Raw genomic sequence first — 15,278 nt, forward strand, 5'->3', positions numbered from 1 at the left:
ACAATCCAACTACGCGCAAATACCGTGTCACTAATGCGTTATTATGACGAAACGCAGTCAAAAGGGGAATACCATGGGGCCGTTTCCGCATTCCACCGCCAAAGCCAGCATCAGTGCCGCCAATCCGGCAGGCACCGATGGTATGGCTTTCGTTGAATTCGCGCATCCCAATCCGCAAGAACTGCGCGAACTGTTTGCCCGTATGGGCTACAGCCTGTCCGCCCGTCATAAGACCAAGGCGATCGAGTTGTGGCAGCAGGGCGACATCACTTACATTCTGAACGACGACCCCGGCAGCCATGGCCGCCGTTTTGTCGATCTGCACGGGCCTTGCGCGCCGTCGATGGGCTGGCGCGTGGTCGATGCGCAGCATGCCTTTGCCCATGCGATTGCCCATGGCGCAGAGCCGTTTGAGGGTGCCAAGGCGCTAGAGGTTCCAGCGATTGTGGGCATTGGCGGCTCTTTGATCTATTTCGTCGATCAATACGGCGACACCAATCCCTATGGCGATTTCACCTTCACCGATGATCAGCCGAAAGGCGTGGGCTTCTATTACCTCGATCACCTCACCCATAACGTCCACAAGGGCAATATGGACAAGTGGTTTGATTTCTATGGCCGCATCTTTGGCTTCAAGCAGATCCGGTTTTTTGACATCGAGGGCAAGCACTCGGGTCTCTACAGTCGCGCACTGACCTCGGCCTGTGGGCGCATCCGCATCCCGATCAACGAGGACCGAGGCGAGACCGGGCAGATTGTGGAATATCTGAAGCGCTATAACGGCGAGGGGATTCAGCATATTGCGGTCGGTGCGCAGGATATTTACGCCGCTACTGACGAGATTGCTGCGCGCGGGCTGAAGTTCATGCCGAAGCCGCCGATGGCCTACTATGAGCTGTCGAAAAGCCGGGTGGTCGGGCATCAGGAGCCGCTGGATGCCATGGCCAAGCATGGCATCCTGATCGACGGTGAGGGTGTGGTGGATGGCGGCGAAACGCGGATTCTGCTGCAAATCTTCTCGAAAACGGTGATCGGTCCGATCTTTTTCGAGTTCATCCAGCGCAAGGGCGATGATGGCTTTGGCGAGGGCAACTTCCGCGCGCTGTTCGAAAGCATCGAACAGGATCAGATTGATCGCGGTGTGCTGAAGGCTGGCTGATCAGCCCTTTGGCATCGCCAGGGCGACCAGACGGCCACCTTTCTGATAGCGCACTTCGGTTGCCGTGATGGCTGCCACGCGGCCACCGCCATCAATCGTATCGCCGACGCGGACCTTTTTGTAACGGCCTGCCGCGGTGCGAACCAACGCGTAACGCTTTGATTGCGTGCCATAAACCCCGATCAGGTTCAGCTTTGACAGGTTGATCGCGTTCTTGAAGGTCGCCTGCTTCGCCACGGTCGCCTTGGTCGGGATTTTCGGCGCGGCAGAGGCTACTTCGGGCTCGCCATCAGCTTCGGGGCTGGCGTCTTTTTCGGGGATCGCGGCCAGTTTTGGCTGCGGTTGGGCGGCGGGTTCCGGCTCTGGCTGAGTTTCGCGCGCGACGGCGGCTACTGCTGCCTCGACGGCGCGGCTTAGATCACGCGGGCGGGCGGCGGGTTTGCGGCTGATCGCCACCGCCAGCTTTGACGTGTTTGCCGCCTGATTGGCCATCTCGGCTTGTGCGGTCAGCGAGGCCGCAGCCGAAGCCTGTTGTGCTTGACGCCCGGCCACAAGGATGCTGTCGGGGCGCGCAGCCGGGCGCAGGCCTGCGAGACGGCTATCGGTTTGCGGAGCCAACGCACCTTGGTCTGCATCGGCCGGCGGCTTCAGGTCTGCGGGGCGGGTTTTCGGCTTTTTACCGGCCAAGGCAGGATCGGCATAAACGGCGGGGGCTGCACCAGCGCTGGCCACGGCTTCGGCGACAGCCGCTGCGACTTCGGGTCGTGCTGCGGCTGCAGCTGCGATAACGGCCTCGGTCCGCGCGGTCGGCACGCGGGCAGGCTTGCCTGCACGCAGGAAAACGCCTTCGGGGGTGATGACGCCTTCCGGCGTGGGTGTGATGGTGCCGTTGGCGGCAAATTGATACACCGTGCCATAGGGCGGCGGTGCAGGCTGTGCGGCAGGCATCTGATCGCTCTGCGTCACGGGTTGCTCAAGCGTCAGCGGGTCGGGCGAGACCGGGGCTGCATCCATCGAGGCGAGGAAAATCTCATCATCGGTGCCCGCTGTCGGGTTAACGGGCGCGGTGGTTTCCGTCGCAACATCCAACGCCGGAGCAGGTTCGGGCGGAGTAGCGGCCAGATCGGCAGCCTCGGGCGACGTTACCTCGTCGGACTGCGGCACCGTCGGATCGCTGGCCGAGGCCGTGTCGGACAGGGCTTCGGGGTCCTGCATATCGGCCAGCATCTCGTCATTGGCGTCCGGCACATCTGTGGCCGAGAGGTCGCTTCCCGCGCCGCCATCGCTGCCGACTTGCACTGGGTCGGTGGTGCTGTCGTTCCAAGCGCCCAAGGAATAAGACGACCAAGCGGCAATCATTGCCAGCAAGAACAGCAATGCCACTGTCAGCAGAAGGCCTAGGTAACGCGGCTTGCCACGCACCGGCGGACGGGCTGCAAAGCCCCCGGCATTGGTGCGGCTGGCCTGTGGCTTTGCCACGGCTGCGGCGGCTGGATCGGCCGATTTGACAGGTGGCAGGGCCGAAGGAATAGCAACCTTGCTGCGTGGCTTGGCCGTTGCAGCCGCTGCTGGCGCAGTGACCAATGACGACAGCCCGCGGAGCCCGGATTTGCCGGGTTTTGCCGCCTTTGCCGTCAGATCTGGCTTGGCCGAAGCGGGGCGCGGCGCCCCGACAGCCGTTTGACCCAGACTTGGCGCGCCAATGCCCTGCACCCCTGCCAATGGTTTGGCTCCGGCAGGGCGTTGCACACCAGGTTTGGCGGCGCCCAAGGCCGGGGCCTTGCCAGACACCGGATCATTGGCCTGCCTGCGGCTGGAAAACGCCCCCAGCGCCGCAGCGGGCGGCATCGGCGGCAGATCATCGGCAATCGCCGGATCAATCACCCGCGCGGTTTTGGCCGAAATCGCCGCCCGGATCACATCCGCGCCTTGCGGTTCTGCCTCTTCTGCGTCGGGCGTGTCATCGCTGACATCCAGCGCCATCGGGGCTTCTTCGACCTCGACCACCGGCTTGCGCGTCGGCGGGGCTGGTGGCGGGGGCGGGGCGGGCTGGACGATGGGCGATGACAATGTGTCCGCCAGATCGGCGATCAGGGCATTGTCGTCATCCAATGCAGGCGCATCAACGCGGTCAAAGCCTTTGCCCTGCTGCGGCGGCTCTGGCCGAAGCCAGGTTTCCTCGGCCACGGCAACCGGCGGGGCGATCTCGTCGGGGGCATCGTCATAAGTCTGCGGCTCGACCGCCTCGGCATGTGAAAAACCGTCCGGTTGGCCAAGTTCGGGCGCGGGGATGATTTCGGCGGGCGGTTCGGGTTCGTGAACAACCTCGGCTGCGACAGGCTCGGCCACCGCAGGTTCTGCCGCAACAGCCGTATCTTCTGGCAGAACCACCAGCGGAAGTTCGGGCTCTGGCACCGGCGGAAGTTCGGGCTCTGGCGCCGGCTCTACAACTGGCACAGGGGGCTGTTCAACCGGTTGTGCTGCCGCGAAACTGCGGGCCACGATTGCAACTGGGGTAGCATCACGCTCGACCTCGGCGCCGTCGGGCATCAACGAAGCGGCCATCGATGAGAGGCCAAACCACGGCTCTGCCGCGAAACTATCGGCGCTGGGGGCCGCAACGAAGGCAATCGGGTTCAGCCGATGTTCCGCCGCAAAAGCCTCGGCCTCGGCCAAGGTCTCTTTTGCGATCACCGCCACCTGCACCTCGGGGCCTGCACCCGTAAAGTCGAACGCCAGATCGGCCACGTCATAGGGCGTGCGGCCTTCCAGTGCGGCCGCCACCTGTGCGCGCCGTGCATCCTCATCAGGCCCCGGAGCATTGACGTTCAGATACAGGATCTGATCATTCGGGATCACCAGCTTTGTGGTCATCCCGCGCGGCGACAGGCCAAGCGCTGTCGCCCGCAGATAGCCCAAAGCCTCGGTCAGATCGGGCGTATAAAGCGGAACGGCCCCCACCAACTGCCAGCCCCCGCCCGAGCGGTGCAGCAAACTGATGGTTTCATCCCGGAAGTCGAGTGCAAAAGCTGGTTTCATTTCACGCATCTAGCACAAGGAGGGCACCGCAGGAAACGCGCGCCGCAAGGTTTGGCCCTTCCTATAGCAGCTTTTTGCCGAAGGAAAGAAAAACGCAAGGCGCTACCAAGGAATGGCTTGCGGCCCGCGTCATAGCATTACACCTAAGACGCATAACTTTTGGAGGTTCCCATGCGTGTTCTCAATGCCCTGCTGTTGTCTGCTGCCCTTGCTCTGCCCCTTGCCGCTCCGGCGGTTGCCGATAATGTGATCACCGTCACGGGCGAAGGCACGGTTCAGGTCACGCCCGACATGGCGACGATTGCGCTGGGTGTCACCACCGATGGCGCATCAGCCGCCGAGGCGATGGCGGCCAATTCCAAGGCGCTGCAAGCGGTGATCGACCGGCTGAAATCTGCCGGGATCGAAGACCGTGACCTGCAAACCTCGAACCTGTCGCTGAACCCGAATTGGGTGGGTTATGACGCAGGGCAAACCCCGAAGATCGCGGGCTATGTGGCGTCGAACATGCTCAGCGTTCGGGTGCGGGAATTGGACAAGTTGGGCAGCGTGCTGGATGCCAGTATCACCGATGGGGCCAATACGCTGAACGGCATCACCTTTGATCTGGCATCGCCGCGCCCGGTGCAGGACGAGGCCCGCAAGGCTGCCGTTGCCGATGCCAAGGCCCGCGCCGAACTGTTGGCCGCCGCTGCTGGCGTCAAACTGGGCAAGATCGAAGCGATTTCCGAGGCCGCGGGCTATGGCGCGCCGATGCCGATGTTCCGCGATGAAAAATCCGCCGCCGCCGTGCCCGTCGCCTCGGGCCAGATCGGCATGACGGCCTCGGTCACGATCACCTATCAGATCGCAGAGTGACCTGATTTTCATCTGTCCTTAAATATCCCCGCCGGAGGCATCCGAGAGTGGTCTCAAAAGCCCCCGGCGGGCGTCTTTCACGAATGGTAGGCCCAGACCCTCAGGTCTGGGCTTTGCCATTCAGGCCGTTGCGGCCGTCAGGGCCTGATCCAGATCGGCGATGATATCGCGCACGTCCTCAATCCCGATCGACAGGCGCACGACATTCGGCGCGGCCCCCGCCTTGATCTGCGCTGCTTCCTCAAGCTGGCGATGGGTGGTCGAGGCCGGGTGGATGATCAGGCTGCGTGTGTCGCCCAGGTTGGCAACATGGCTGAACAGTTTCACGTTATCCACCAGCTTGACGCAGGCGTCGTAGCCGCCCTTCACCGCAAAGGTGAACAGGGCCCCGGCACCTTTCGGCGTAATGGATTCGGCGCGTTTTCGGTAGGGCGAAGAATTCAGCCCCGCGTAAGTTACGAACTCGACCCGCGGATCTTGCTCCAGATAATCCGCGACGATCTTGGCGTTTTCGACGTGCCGCTGCATCCGCAGGCCAAGGGTTTCGATCCCCATCAGCGTGTAATGCGCGCCTTGCGGGTTCATCGTCATGCCCAGATCGCGCAAACCGACGGCGATGGAGTGGAAAGTGAACGCCATGCTGCCCAAGGCAGGGTGGAAGGCAAGGCCGTGATAGGCGGGTTCGGGCTGGCTGAGGCTGGGGAATTTGTCATTCGCCGACCAGTCGAACTTGCCGCTATCCACCACCACGCCGCCCGTCACCGTGCCGTTGCCGGTCAGGTATTTGGTGGCGGAATGCACCACCAAAGTCGCGCCATGCTCGATGGGTTTGCAGAGATACGGCGTGGCGGTGGTGTTGTCCACGATCAGCGGAATCCCGGCGCGGTCTGCGATGCGGGCGAGAGCGTCGAGATCGCTGACATAGCCGCCGGGGTTGGCGATGGTTTCACAGAAAATTGCGCGGGTGTTGGCGTCGATGGCGTGTTCGACGGCCAGCAGATTGTCTGTATCCACAAACTTGGCCGACCAGCCGAAGCGTTTGATGGTCTGACTGAACTGGGTGATGGTGCCGCCATAAAGCCGCGACGAGGCGACGATGTTCAGCCCCGGCCCCATCAGCGGGAACAGCGCCATGATCTGTGCCGCGTGCCCCGACGAGCAGCAGATCGCGCCCGCGCCGCCTTCGAGGGCGGCCACGCGGTTTGCAAGGGCCGAGACGGTGGGGTTGGTCAGGCGGGAATAAATATAGCCGACTTCTTGCAGGTTGAATAATTTCGCGGCGTGGTCGGCGTCGCGGAAAACGTAGGCCGTGGTCTGATAGATCGGCACCTGCCGCGCGCCGGTGGCGGGGTCGGGGGCCGTTGCGGCATGGATGGCGAGGGTGTCGAAGCCGAGGGGTTGGGTCATGGTATCCTCCCTGAATGAATGGGCGCAGGGTAGGCCGACCAGCAGAACAGGGCAACGGGAAAGAATGTCACGGTCCCAAGTTGGGACCGTTTGGAAAATTGTTGTTTTTCAATGGGGTGGTTTTAGGCGTTTAGGCTTTGCTAAGGGTTTGGCGGATGATTTTTGTTCTGTGCCGGGGGCTTTGGCGGCGGGGTCGAAGCCTCCGGCGGGAGTATTTTGCCAAGATGAATGGCTAGCGGCGCAGCAGTTTTGTCAGCGCGGCGATCAGCGTCTCGGTGCCTGCCATGGTGGTCAGATTGCCGGGTGAGAGCCGCAGGGTCTGGCTGCGCGCGTCGGTGGTGATGCCTTGGGCGCGCAGGGCGGTGACGACTTCGGCCGCGGGGTGACTGTCAGGCAGCCGCAGCATGATCGAGCCGCCGCGTTTTTCCGGGTCGCGCGGGGTGAGCAGGGTCAGGTTCAGCGCGTCGGCGGCCTCGATCAGCTTGGCGGTCAGGCGGCGGTTGTGGGCCAGCAGGGCGGTTTGATCTTGGGTGCTATGCCAATCCAGTGCGGGCAGGCTGGCGAGGGCCGCCATGGTGCCGGGGGTGCCGTTGTCAAAGCGGCGGATGTCGGGGGCGTATTGGAAGGCGGTGATATCCCAGTTGAACGGGTTGGCCTGAGAGAACCAGCCGCGCAGTTCGGGATGTAGATGCGGGGTCAGGCGCGGGCTGACATAAAGAATCCCTGCACCGGGGGTGCCGCACATCCATTTCAGCGAGGTGCTAATGGTGAAATCAACCTCGGGTGCCAGCACATCATAGGGGATCAGGCCTGCGGCTTGGGTGATATCGGTGCCGATCAGGCTGCCCATGCGGCGTCCATGCGCCACCATGCGTTTGAGATCAATGCGATGCGAGGTCAGCGACGACACCCATGTCAGCAGCGCGAGGCCAACGTCGGGCGTCCAGGCGTCGAGGAAATCGTCATCCTCGACGTAACCCATGCCCTGCCGCAGTGGCACGGTATGCAGGGTGAAGCCGTATTTTTCGGCCATGCCGTTCAACAGGAAATGGTTCGACGGGAAGCAATCGGCCCCGACGAGAACCTTGCGGCCGTTCAAATGGCCTTCGGGCAGCGAGTTTAGCAGCGCATGAAAGGCGGCGGTGACGTTTTCGGTGGCGGTGATCGACTGCGCAGGGGCGTTCAGGATCGCGCGCCAGCGGTCGATGAAATTCTGGCGTTTGCCAAGCGCATATGCCCATTGGCTGTCATCGGGCTTGCCCCAGACGCCGGCGAATTCGGTCATCGCTGCCGCCAGATCTTCGGTTTTACCGGGATACATGCCGATGGAATGATAGAGGAAATAGGCTTCAGACATGGGGTTCACCGGATCAGATAGGGGGCGGGGGCGTAGCGGGGTTTTAGCGCCTCGGGTGCTTTTTGTGCGAGGTTTTGCAGGGTTTGCAACACGGTGTTCTGGCCGTGCAGGGCAAGGGCCTCGAACGGGCCTCGCGGGAAGTTGAGGCCGAGTTTCATGGCGGTATCAATGCCTTGTTCGGTCGTGCCGCCTTCGGCCAGCAGCCATGCGGCCTCGTTGATCAGGGTGCTTTCGATGCGCAGGGCAATGTCGGGGTTGGGCGCGGGCGTGGTCTCGGCGGGGTAGATGAAGCCGCGCCCGGTCTTGCGGCCCAGATCGCCCGAGGCGACTTGTGCGGCAAGGATCGGAAAAACGTGATAGCGCGGATGCTTTTGCATCGCGGCAGACATGCCTTGCGTGGCGGCAAGGTTGATGTCAGCGCCGATCAGATCAATCAGCGCGAAGGGGCCAAGCCGGTAGCCTGCGGCCATCATGGCGGCGTCAATCTCGGCGGCCTTGTGGCCTTCGGACAGGAGCGCCAGCGCCTCGCCATAATAGGGGCGCGCGCAGCGGTTGACGATGAAACCGGGGCGGTCGGGGCATTGTATGACGGTTTTCCCTGCGGTTTCCGTCAGTTGTCGGGCGATGTTGATGTGATGTTGGGCGGTGCCTGCGTGGGGCGCGAGTTCGACCAGCTTCATCGCGGTGGGCGGGTTGAAGAAATGCAGGGCGAGGATGCGGTCTGGGGTTTGGGCGGTGGCGGCAATGGTGGCGACGGGGATGGAGGAAGTGTTGGTGGCGAGGATCGTCGTGGCCGGGATGATCGCTTCGAGTTCGGCGAATAGGGCTTGTTTGGCGTCGGCGCGCTCGACGATTGCCTCGATGATCAGGCTGCAGGCGGCGAAATCGGTGAGCGACTCGGCGATGTGCAGGTTGTTCAGGGTGGCGTCGCGGGCCTCTGGGTTAAGTTTTCCGGCGCTGACGCGGGCGGTCAGGGCTTGCTCCATCCGGGTGCGGGCAGAGTCGCGGGCAGGGGCGTGGGCGTCGGTGGCGATGGTGGGAAAGCTAGCTTGGGCAAAGACTTGCGCGATGCCAAGGCCCATTGTGCCAAGACCGATTATGCCGATGGTCGGATGCATCATTGGCCTTTGAACTGGGGTTTGCGTTTGGCGCGGAAGGCGGCGATGCCTTCGGCTTTGTCGGCGGTGTCCATCAGCGCCTCAAACCCTGCGCGCTCAAGCGGAAAGGCGCGGGGGGATTCGTCTCCGGCCACGAGGGCGGCTTTGGCGGCTTGCAGCGCGAGGGGGGCGCGGAGGGCGATTTTCTCGGCCAGTGCGATGGCGTCGGGCAGGGCTGCACCTGTGGCGCGGTAGGCGGCGATGCCCCAGGCGTGGGCGGTGTCGGCGTCGATGATCTCTCCGCTCAGGATCATCCGGCTGGCGCGGGCGCGGCCAGCAAGGGCCAACAGCCGCTGCGTGCCGCCCGCGCCGGGGATCAGGCCGAGGTTGGTTTCGGGCAGGCCGAGTCTGGCGCTATCGCCAAGGATCATCAGGTCGGCCATCAGGGCGAGTTCGAGACCCCCGCCGAGGGCAAAGCCATCGACTGCGGCGATCAGCGGTTTCGGGAAGGCGCGGATGGCGGCCCAATGCACCTTGCGCGGATCGGTGGCAGCTTGCGCGCTGGTTTTGCCTTCGATCTCGGTAATATCTGCCCCTGCGGCGAAATTGCCCTCGGCCCCGTGAAGCAGCACCGCGCGGATGTTGGCATCGGCTGTGGCCGCCTGCAACGCTGCCGCCAGCGCCGCCAGCGTTGCGGTGTTCAGCGCGTTCTTGGCCTCGGGTCGGTTCAGGGTGATCTGAAGCCAGAGGTCATGCGGGGTGAGGATCAGGGTTTCCATGGGCGCACTATGCGGCAGCTTGGGAAAATTTCAAGCGAGAAATTTCAAGCTTGAAATTGTTTTGGCGCGGTGGCAGGCTGGAGGAAATCTAGGAGGGCTGGCGATGAAGGTTCTGTGTTTGGGCGGCGGTCCGGCGGGTCTGTATTTTGCAATCTCGATGAAGCTGCGCGACCCCTCGCATGAGGTCGTGGTGCTGGAGCGTAACCGGGCCAATGACACTTTTGGCTGGGGCGTGGTGCTGTCGGATGATGCCCTTGGGCGGATGGCAAAGAACGACCCTGTCAGCACCGATGCCATCCGCAGCCAGTTTGCCTATTGGGATGATATTGCGGTGGTGCATAACGGTGTGCGCACGGTCTCGGGCGGGCATGGTTTTGCCGGCATCGGGCGCAAGGCGCTGTTGATCCTGCTGCAGGCCAGGGCACGGGAATTGGGCGTCGATCTGCAGTTTGAGACAGAATTCAAGACGGCAGAGGAGTACCGGCAGGACTACGATCTGGTGGTGGCGACTGACGGATTGAACAGTGTGGTGCGGCGCGAATATGCCGATGTGTTCCAGCCCGATATTGATGTGCGCAAATGCAAATTCGTCTGGCTGGGCACCCATGCCAAGTTTGACGACGCCTTTACCTTCATTTTCGAGAAGACCGAGTACGGCTGGGTCTGGGCGCATGTCTATCAGTTTGACAATGATACCGCGACCTTCATCGTCGAATGCCACCCCGACACCTGGGATCTGTGGGGCTTTGAGGCGATGAGCAAAGAGGAAACGGTAGAGACCTGCCGCAAGATCTTTGCGCGCCATCTGGGCGGACATGAGTTGATGTCGAACGCGGCGCATCTGCGCGGATCGGCAGTGTGGATGCAGTTCCCACGGGTGATTTGCGGGAAGTGGTATCACGAAAATGTCGTGCTGATGGGCGATGCGGCGGCGACGGGGCATTTCTCGATCGGCTCGGGCACAAGGCTTGCGTTTGATAGCGCGATTGCCTTGGCAGAGTATCTACATTCGGAACCCAACATGCAGGCGGCGTTTGAACGCTATCAGGCCGAACGCCGGGTGGAAGTGCTGCGGCTGCAATCGGCGGCGCGCAATAGCCTTGAGTGGTTCGAGGAGGTCGAGCGCTATCTGGATATGCCCGCGCCACAGTTTGCCTATTCGCTGCTGACGCGCAGCCAGCGGATCAGCCATGAAAACTTGCGGATGCGCGATCCGGCTTGGCTGCGCTCGGCCGAGGATTGGTTTGCGGCGCAATATGGCGGCAAACCGGGGCGCGCGCCGATGTTCACGCCGTTTCAACTGCGTGGTATGACGCTGGAAAACCGTATCGTGGTGTCACCCATGGCGCAATATCGCGCAGTGGAAGGCACGCCGACCGATTGGCATTTCGTGCATTACGCCGAACGCGCCAAGGGCGGGGCTGGGCTGGTTTATACCGAAATGACCTGTGTGACCGCCAATGCCCGCATCACCCCCGGCTGTCCGGGTTTGTATTCGGAAAAGCATATGCTGGGCTGGAAGCGGATTGTGGATTTCATCCACGCCGAGACGCAGGCCAAGGTCTGCTGCCAGATTGGCCATGCGGGGCGCAAGGGCTCGACTCAAGTTGGCTGGGCGGATGCCGATGCACCACTGGTGTCGGGCAACTGGCCGCTGCTGAGCGCCTCGGCGATTCCGTGGCAGGCGGGCAATCAGGTGCCGAAGGCGATGGACCGCGACGACATGGACACGGTGCTGCGCCAGTTCATCAAATCGACCGAGATGGCCGAGGCGGCGTGCTTTGATATGATCGAATTGCACGCGGCGCATGGCTATCTGATCTCGTCGTTTATCTCGCCGCTGTCGAACACGCGGACGGATGAATACGGCGGGTCGTTGGAAAATCGCATGCGCTATCCGCTGGAAGTGTTCCGCGAGATGCGGCGCTATTGGCCGGGGCAGAAGCCGATGTCGGTGCGAATCTCGGCAAATGACTGGGCCGAAGGTGGGGTGACGCCCGCCGAAGCGGTGGAGATTGCGCAGATGTTTTCCGCCGAAGGCGCGGATATCATTGACGTATCGGCGGGGCAGACCAGCACCGAGGCCAAGCCGATCTATGGCCGGATGTTCCAGACGCCGTTCAGCGACCGCATCAAGAACGAGGCTGGCTTGGCCACGATGGCGGTGGGCAATATCACCGAGGCGGATCAGGTGAATCAGATCTTGCTGGCCGGTCGCGCCGATCTGGTGTGCTTGGCGCGGGCGCATCTGTCGGACCCCTATTGGACGCTGCATCAATCGGTGGCCTTGGGCGATCAAGCGACCGAATGGCCGAAGCCTTATCTGGCGGGCCGCGATCAGGCACGGCGGCTGGTGCAGAAATCGGAAGGGGCTATTCGCGTATGACGCTGTCTGGCAAGCGGGTGCTGATCACCGGGGGCGGCTCGGGTGCGGGGGAAAACCTCGCGCTGGGCTTTGCTGGCGCAGGGGCCGAGGTGGTGATCGCTGGGCGACGGTTGGACGCCTTGCAGGCGGTGGCGGCGCGCGCGCCGGGGATACGCGCGGTGCAGGCGGATGTGACGGATGAAGCCTCGGTCCGCGCGATGTTCGCGCAGGCGGGTGTTTGCGATGTGGTGGTGGCCAATGCCGGGGCGGCGGATTCGACAGTGATGGCGAAAACCTCGCTGGCGCAGTGGAATGCGATGATCGCGGTCAATCTGACCGGGGTTTTTCTAACCCTGCGCGACGGGTTGAACCAGATGCAGGGCTGGGGGCGGTTGATTTCCATCGCCTCGACGGCGGGGCTGAAAGGCTATGCCAAGGTCGCGCCCTATGCGGCGGCCAAGCATGGCGTGGTGGGGCTGACGCGGTCTTTGGCTTTGGAGATTGCCAAGCGTCCGGTGACGGTGAATGCGATCTGCCCTGGTTTTCTGGATACGCCGATGACCGATCACTCGGTTGAGGTGATTGCGGAAAAGACCGGGAAATCGCTGGTGGAGGCGCGGGCGGTGCTGGCGGCGATGAACCCGCAGGGGCGGCTGATTGCGCCGTCGGAAGTCACCGCGATGGCGCTGTTTCTCTGTGGGCCGGGGTCAGAAGGTGTCAACGGGCAAGCTTTGACGATTGCGGGAGGCGAATTGTGAGCGAGCTTTCCAAGCGGCGGCTGAAGATGTGGATCCGGATGCTGGGGGTGACGCGCGCGTCGGAAAGCCATCTGCGCGAGTTTTTGCGGGTGAAGCATGACACCACCTTGCCACGGTTTGACGTGCTGGCGGCGCTGTATCGCAGGCGGGATGGCGTGACGATGTCAGAGCTTTCGCGGATGCTGCTGGTTTCCAACGGCAATGCGACGGCGGTGGTGGACCGGCTGGAAAAGGACGGTTTGGTGCGGCGGACGCAATCCGATCAGGACCGCCGCACGGTGTTTGTGGCCCTGACGCCCGAGGGGCTGGCGCAATTCGAAGGGCTGGCAAGCGATCATGAGCGGGCGGTGGATCGGCTGTTCGGCGGCTTGTCTGAGGCTGATCTGGACGCTTTGACCGAGATTTTGAAAAGGATGGGCAAATGAAACTCGCGGATCGCAAGCCATTGCATTTTCTGTGGGAAGTGTCCGAGCGCGTCGCGGTGCTGCGGCTGAACCGGCCTGAACGCAAGAACCCGCTGACGTTTGAGTCCTATGCTGAGATGCGCGATCTGTTCCGCGATCTGGTCTATGCGGCTGATGTTGATGTGGTGGTGCTGGCGTCGAATGGCGGCAATTTCTGCTCGGGCGGCGATGTGCATGACATCATCGGGCCGCTGATCGGCTTGCCGATGAAGGATTTGCTGGCGTTCACCCGGATGACCGGCGATCTGGTCAAGGCGATGATTTCCTGCGGCAAGCCGGTGATTGCGGCGGTGGATGGCGTGGCCGTTGGGGCGGGGGCGATTTTGGCGATGGCCGCCGATCTGCGGCTGGCGACCCCAGAGGCGAAATGCGCGTTTCTGTTCACGCGGGTCGGGCTTGCCGGTTGCGATATGGGTGCTTGTGCCATGCTGCCGCGCATCATCGGGCAGGGGCGGGCGGCGGAACTTCTGTATACCGGCCGGGTGATGACGGCGGCTGAGGGCGAGCGTTGGGGCTTCTGGAATGCTTTGCATGACAGCGCCGATCTGGAAGCCGAGGCTTTGGTTCTGGCACGGCGATTGGCTGCGGGGCCGACGTTTGCGCATGGCGTGACGAAGACTCAGCTTTTGCAGGAATGGGATATGGGGCTGCTTGCGGCGATCGAGGCCGAGGCGCAGGCGCAGGCGATCTGCATGCAGACCAAGGATTTTGAGCGGGCGTATCGCGCTTTTGTGGCCAAGGAAAAGCCGGTGTTTGCCGGGGATTGAGGCTGGGCAAGCCCCGGGGCGCTGCCCCGGACCCCGGGATATTTGAGCAGAGAGGATGAACCGTGTCGGATGAAAGTTTCCTGAGTTGGCCGTTTTTTGAGGACCGTCATCGGGCTTTGGCGGCGGCTTTGGACGCTTGGGCCGGGGAAAATCTGCCGGTGGATCATGGCGACGTGGATGCGGCTTGCAAGGGGCTGGTGGCTGGTTTGGGCGCGGGCGGGTGGTTGCAGCATTCGGGTGCCGGGATTGGCGAAAAACTGGATGTGCGCAGCTTGTGCCTGATCCGCGAGACCTTGGCGCGGCATGATGGGCTGGCGGATTTTGCCTTTGCCATGCAGGGGCTTGGCATGGGGGCGGTGTCGCTGTTTGGCAGCGATGTGCAACGCGCATGGCTGGCTCGGACGCGCGCGGGGGCGGCAATTGCGGGTTTTGCGCTGACCGAGCCTGCCTCGGGCTCGGACGTGGCGGCCACCAGCACATTGGCTGTGCGCGGGCAGGGCGGTTGGGTGCTGAATGGCGAGAAGATCTATATCTCGAACGGCGGCATTGCCGATGTTTATGTGATCATCGCCCGCACGGGTGAGGCACCGGGGGCGAAGGGGTTGTCGGCGTTTCTGCTGCCCGCCGACACGCCGGGGCTGCGGGTGGTGGAGCGGATTGAGGTGATCGCGCCGCATCCTTTGGCGCATCTGGCGTTGCAGGATGTGATCCTGCCGGAAACCGCGCTGATCGGGCGAGCGGGGGATGGCTTCAAGATCGCGATGTCGGTCTTGGATGTGTTCCGATCCACCGTGGGGGCTGCGGCTTTGGGCTTTGCGCGCAGGGCACTGGATGAGGCTTTGGCGCGGGTGAAATCGCGGCGGATTCAGGGGGCGGCGCTGGCTGAATTGCAGATAGTGCAAGGGCATATTGCCGATATGGCGTTGCAGATTGATGCGGCGGCCTTGCTGATTTACCGCGCGGCTTGGGTCAAGGATCAGGGCGCGGCGCGGGTCAGCCGTGAGGCGGCGATGGCCAAGCTCTACGCCACCGAGGCCGCGCAGAAGGTGATCGACATGGCGGTGCAACTGCATGGCGGCGACGGCGTGCGGCATGGCGTGGTGGTTGAGGCGCTTTACCGCGAAATCAGGGCTTTGCGCATCTATGAGGGCGCATCGGACGTGCAGCGGGTGGTGATTGCCCGCAGCATTCTGGGCTAGGTTGATAATTTTGTGTTCATTCAGGGAGG

General features: G+C 62.9%; 12 protein-coding genes. 7 read left to right on the forward strand and 5 right to left on the reverse strand.

Annotated elements, in window-relative coordinates:
* Positions 1-73 precede the first annotated feature (73 nt).
* On the forward strand, positions 74-1,159 hold the full coding sequence (gene hppD / locus ACFOGH_RS01865; protein WP_380071352.1) for a 4-hydroxyphenylpyruvate dioxygenase: 1,086 nt from the start codon (positions 74-76) through the stop codon (positions 1,157-1,159).
* On the opposite strand, the gene ACFOGH_RS01870 is transcribed toward hppD, so the two are convergent.
* Positions 1,160-4,198 (reverse strand): hypothetical protein, encoded by a 3,039-nt coding sequence (locus ACFOGH_RS01870; protein ID WP_380071353.1) that lies wholly within the window; start codon positions 4,196-4,198, stop codon positions 1,160-1,162. It lies immediately after the preceding gene.
* A 171-nt stretch (positions 4,199-4,369) separates the two neighbouring features.
* Here ACFOGH_RS01870 and ACFOGH_RS01875 point away from each other — a divergent pair, with 171 nt between their 5' ends.
* The gene (locus ACFOGH_RS01875; RefSeq protein ID WP_380071354.1) at positions 4,370-5,056 is read left to right on the forward strand and encodes an SIMPL domain-containing protein; all 687 of its coding nucleotides are present in this window, start codon (positions 4,370-4,372) and stop codon (positions 5,054-5,056) included.
* Positions 5,057-5,176: 120 nt separating this feature from the next.
* Here ACFOGH_RS01875 and ACFOGH_RS01880 read toward each other — a convergent pair whose 3' ends face one another.
* The 4 genes from ACFOGH_RS01880 to ACFOGH_RS01895 all read right to left on the reverse strand — a co-directional run bounded on the left by ACFOGH_RS01880 (position 5,177) and on the right by ACFOGH_RS01895 (position 9,696).
* Positions 5,177-6,463: an O-acetylhomoserine aminocarboxypropyltransferase/cysteine synthase family protein gene (locus ACFOGH_RS01880; protein WP_380071355.1), complete on the reverse strand. Its 1,287-nt coding sequence runs from the start codon at positions 6,461-6,463 to the stop codon at positions 5,177-5,179.
* A 232-nt stretch (positions 6,464-6,695) separates the two neighbouring features.
* Positions 6,696-7,820, reverse strand: a complete 1,125-nt coding sequence (locus tag ACFOGH_RS01885; RefSeq protein ID WP_380071356.1) for an aminotransferase class V-fold PLP-dependent enzyme — start codon at positions 7,818-7,820, stop codon at positions 6,696-6,698.
* Between the two features lie 5 nt (positions 7,821-7,825).
* Positions 7,826-8,941 carry a 3-hydroxyacyl-CoA dehydrogenase gene (locus ACFOGH_RS01890; protein WP_380071357.1) on the reverse strand — a complete coding sequence of 372 codons (1,116 nt, stop codon included), beginning with the start codon at positions 8,939-8,941 and terminating at the stop codon, positions 7,826-7,828.
* Positions 8,938-9,696, reverse strand: coding sequence for an enoyl-CoA hydratase-related protein (locus ACFOGH_RS01895; RefSeq protein WP_380071358.1), 759 nt, complete (start codon positions 9,694-9,696; stop codon positions 8,938-8,940). Before ACFOGH_RS01895 ends, ACFOGH_RS01890 begins: the two co-directional genes overlap by 4 nt.
* A gap of 103 nt (positions 9,697-9,799) precedes the next feature.
* Between ACFOGH_RS01895 and ACFOGH_RS01900 the strand changes: the two genes are divergently transcribed.
* The 5 genes from ACFOGH_RS01900 to ACFOGH_RS01920 all read left to right on the forward strand — a co-directional run bounded on the left by ACFOGH_RS01900 (position 9,800) and on the right by ACFOGH_RS01920 (position 15,249).
* Positions 9,800-12,082, forward strand: a complete 2,283-nt coding sequence (locus tag ACFOGH_RS01900; RefSeq protein WP_380071359.1) for a bifunctional salicylyl-CoA 5-hydroxylase/oxidoreductase — start codon at positions 9,800-9,802, stop codon at positions 12,080-12,082.
* The gene (locus ACFOGH_RS01905) at positions 12,079-12,819 is read left to right on the forward strand and encodes an SDR family NAD(P)-dependent oxidoreductase (protein WP_380071360.1); all 741 of its coding nucleotides are present in this window, start codon (positions 12,079-12,081) and stop codon (positions 12,817-12,819) included. Before ACFOGH_RS01900 ends, ACFOGH_RS01905 begins: the two co-directional genes overlap by 4 nt.
* A complete protein-coding gene (locus tag ACFOGH_RS01910) occupies positions 12,816-13,244 on the forward strand; it encodes a MarR family winged helix-turn-helix transcriptional regulator (RefSeq protein WP_380071361.1) in 429 nt (142 codons plus the stop codon). Before ACFOGH_RS01905 ends, ACFOGH_RS01910 begins: the two co-directional genes overlap by 4 nt.
* Entirely contained in the window at positions 13,241-14,050 is an 810-nt protein-coding gene (locus ACFOGH_RS01915) for an enoyl-CoA hydratase family protein (protein WP_380071362.1), read from the forward strand. Before ACFOGH_RS01910 ends, ACFOGH_RS01915 begins: the two co-directional genes overlap by 4 nt.
* Before the next feature lie 62 nt (positions 14,051-14,112).
* The gene (locus tag ACFOGH_RS01920) at positions 14,113-15,249 is read left to right on the forward strand and encodes an acyl-CoA dehydrogenase family protein (protein ID WP_380071363.1); all 1,137 of its coding nucleotides are present in this window, start codon (positions 14,113-14,115) and stop codon (positions 15,247-15,249) included.
* Positions 15,250-15,278: the final 29 nt, after the last annotated feature.

Origin of the sequence: Cypionkella sinensis (assembly GCF_042646385.1) — a bacterium.
Classification (GTDB): Bacteria; Pseudomonadota; Alphaproteobacteria; order Rhodobacterales; family Rhodobacteraceae; genus Cypionkella; species Cypionkella sinensis.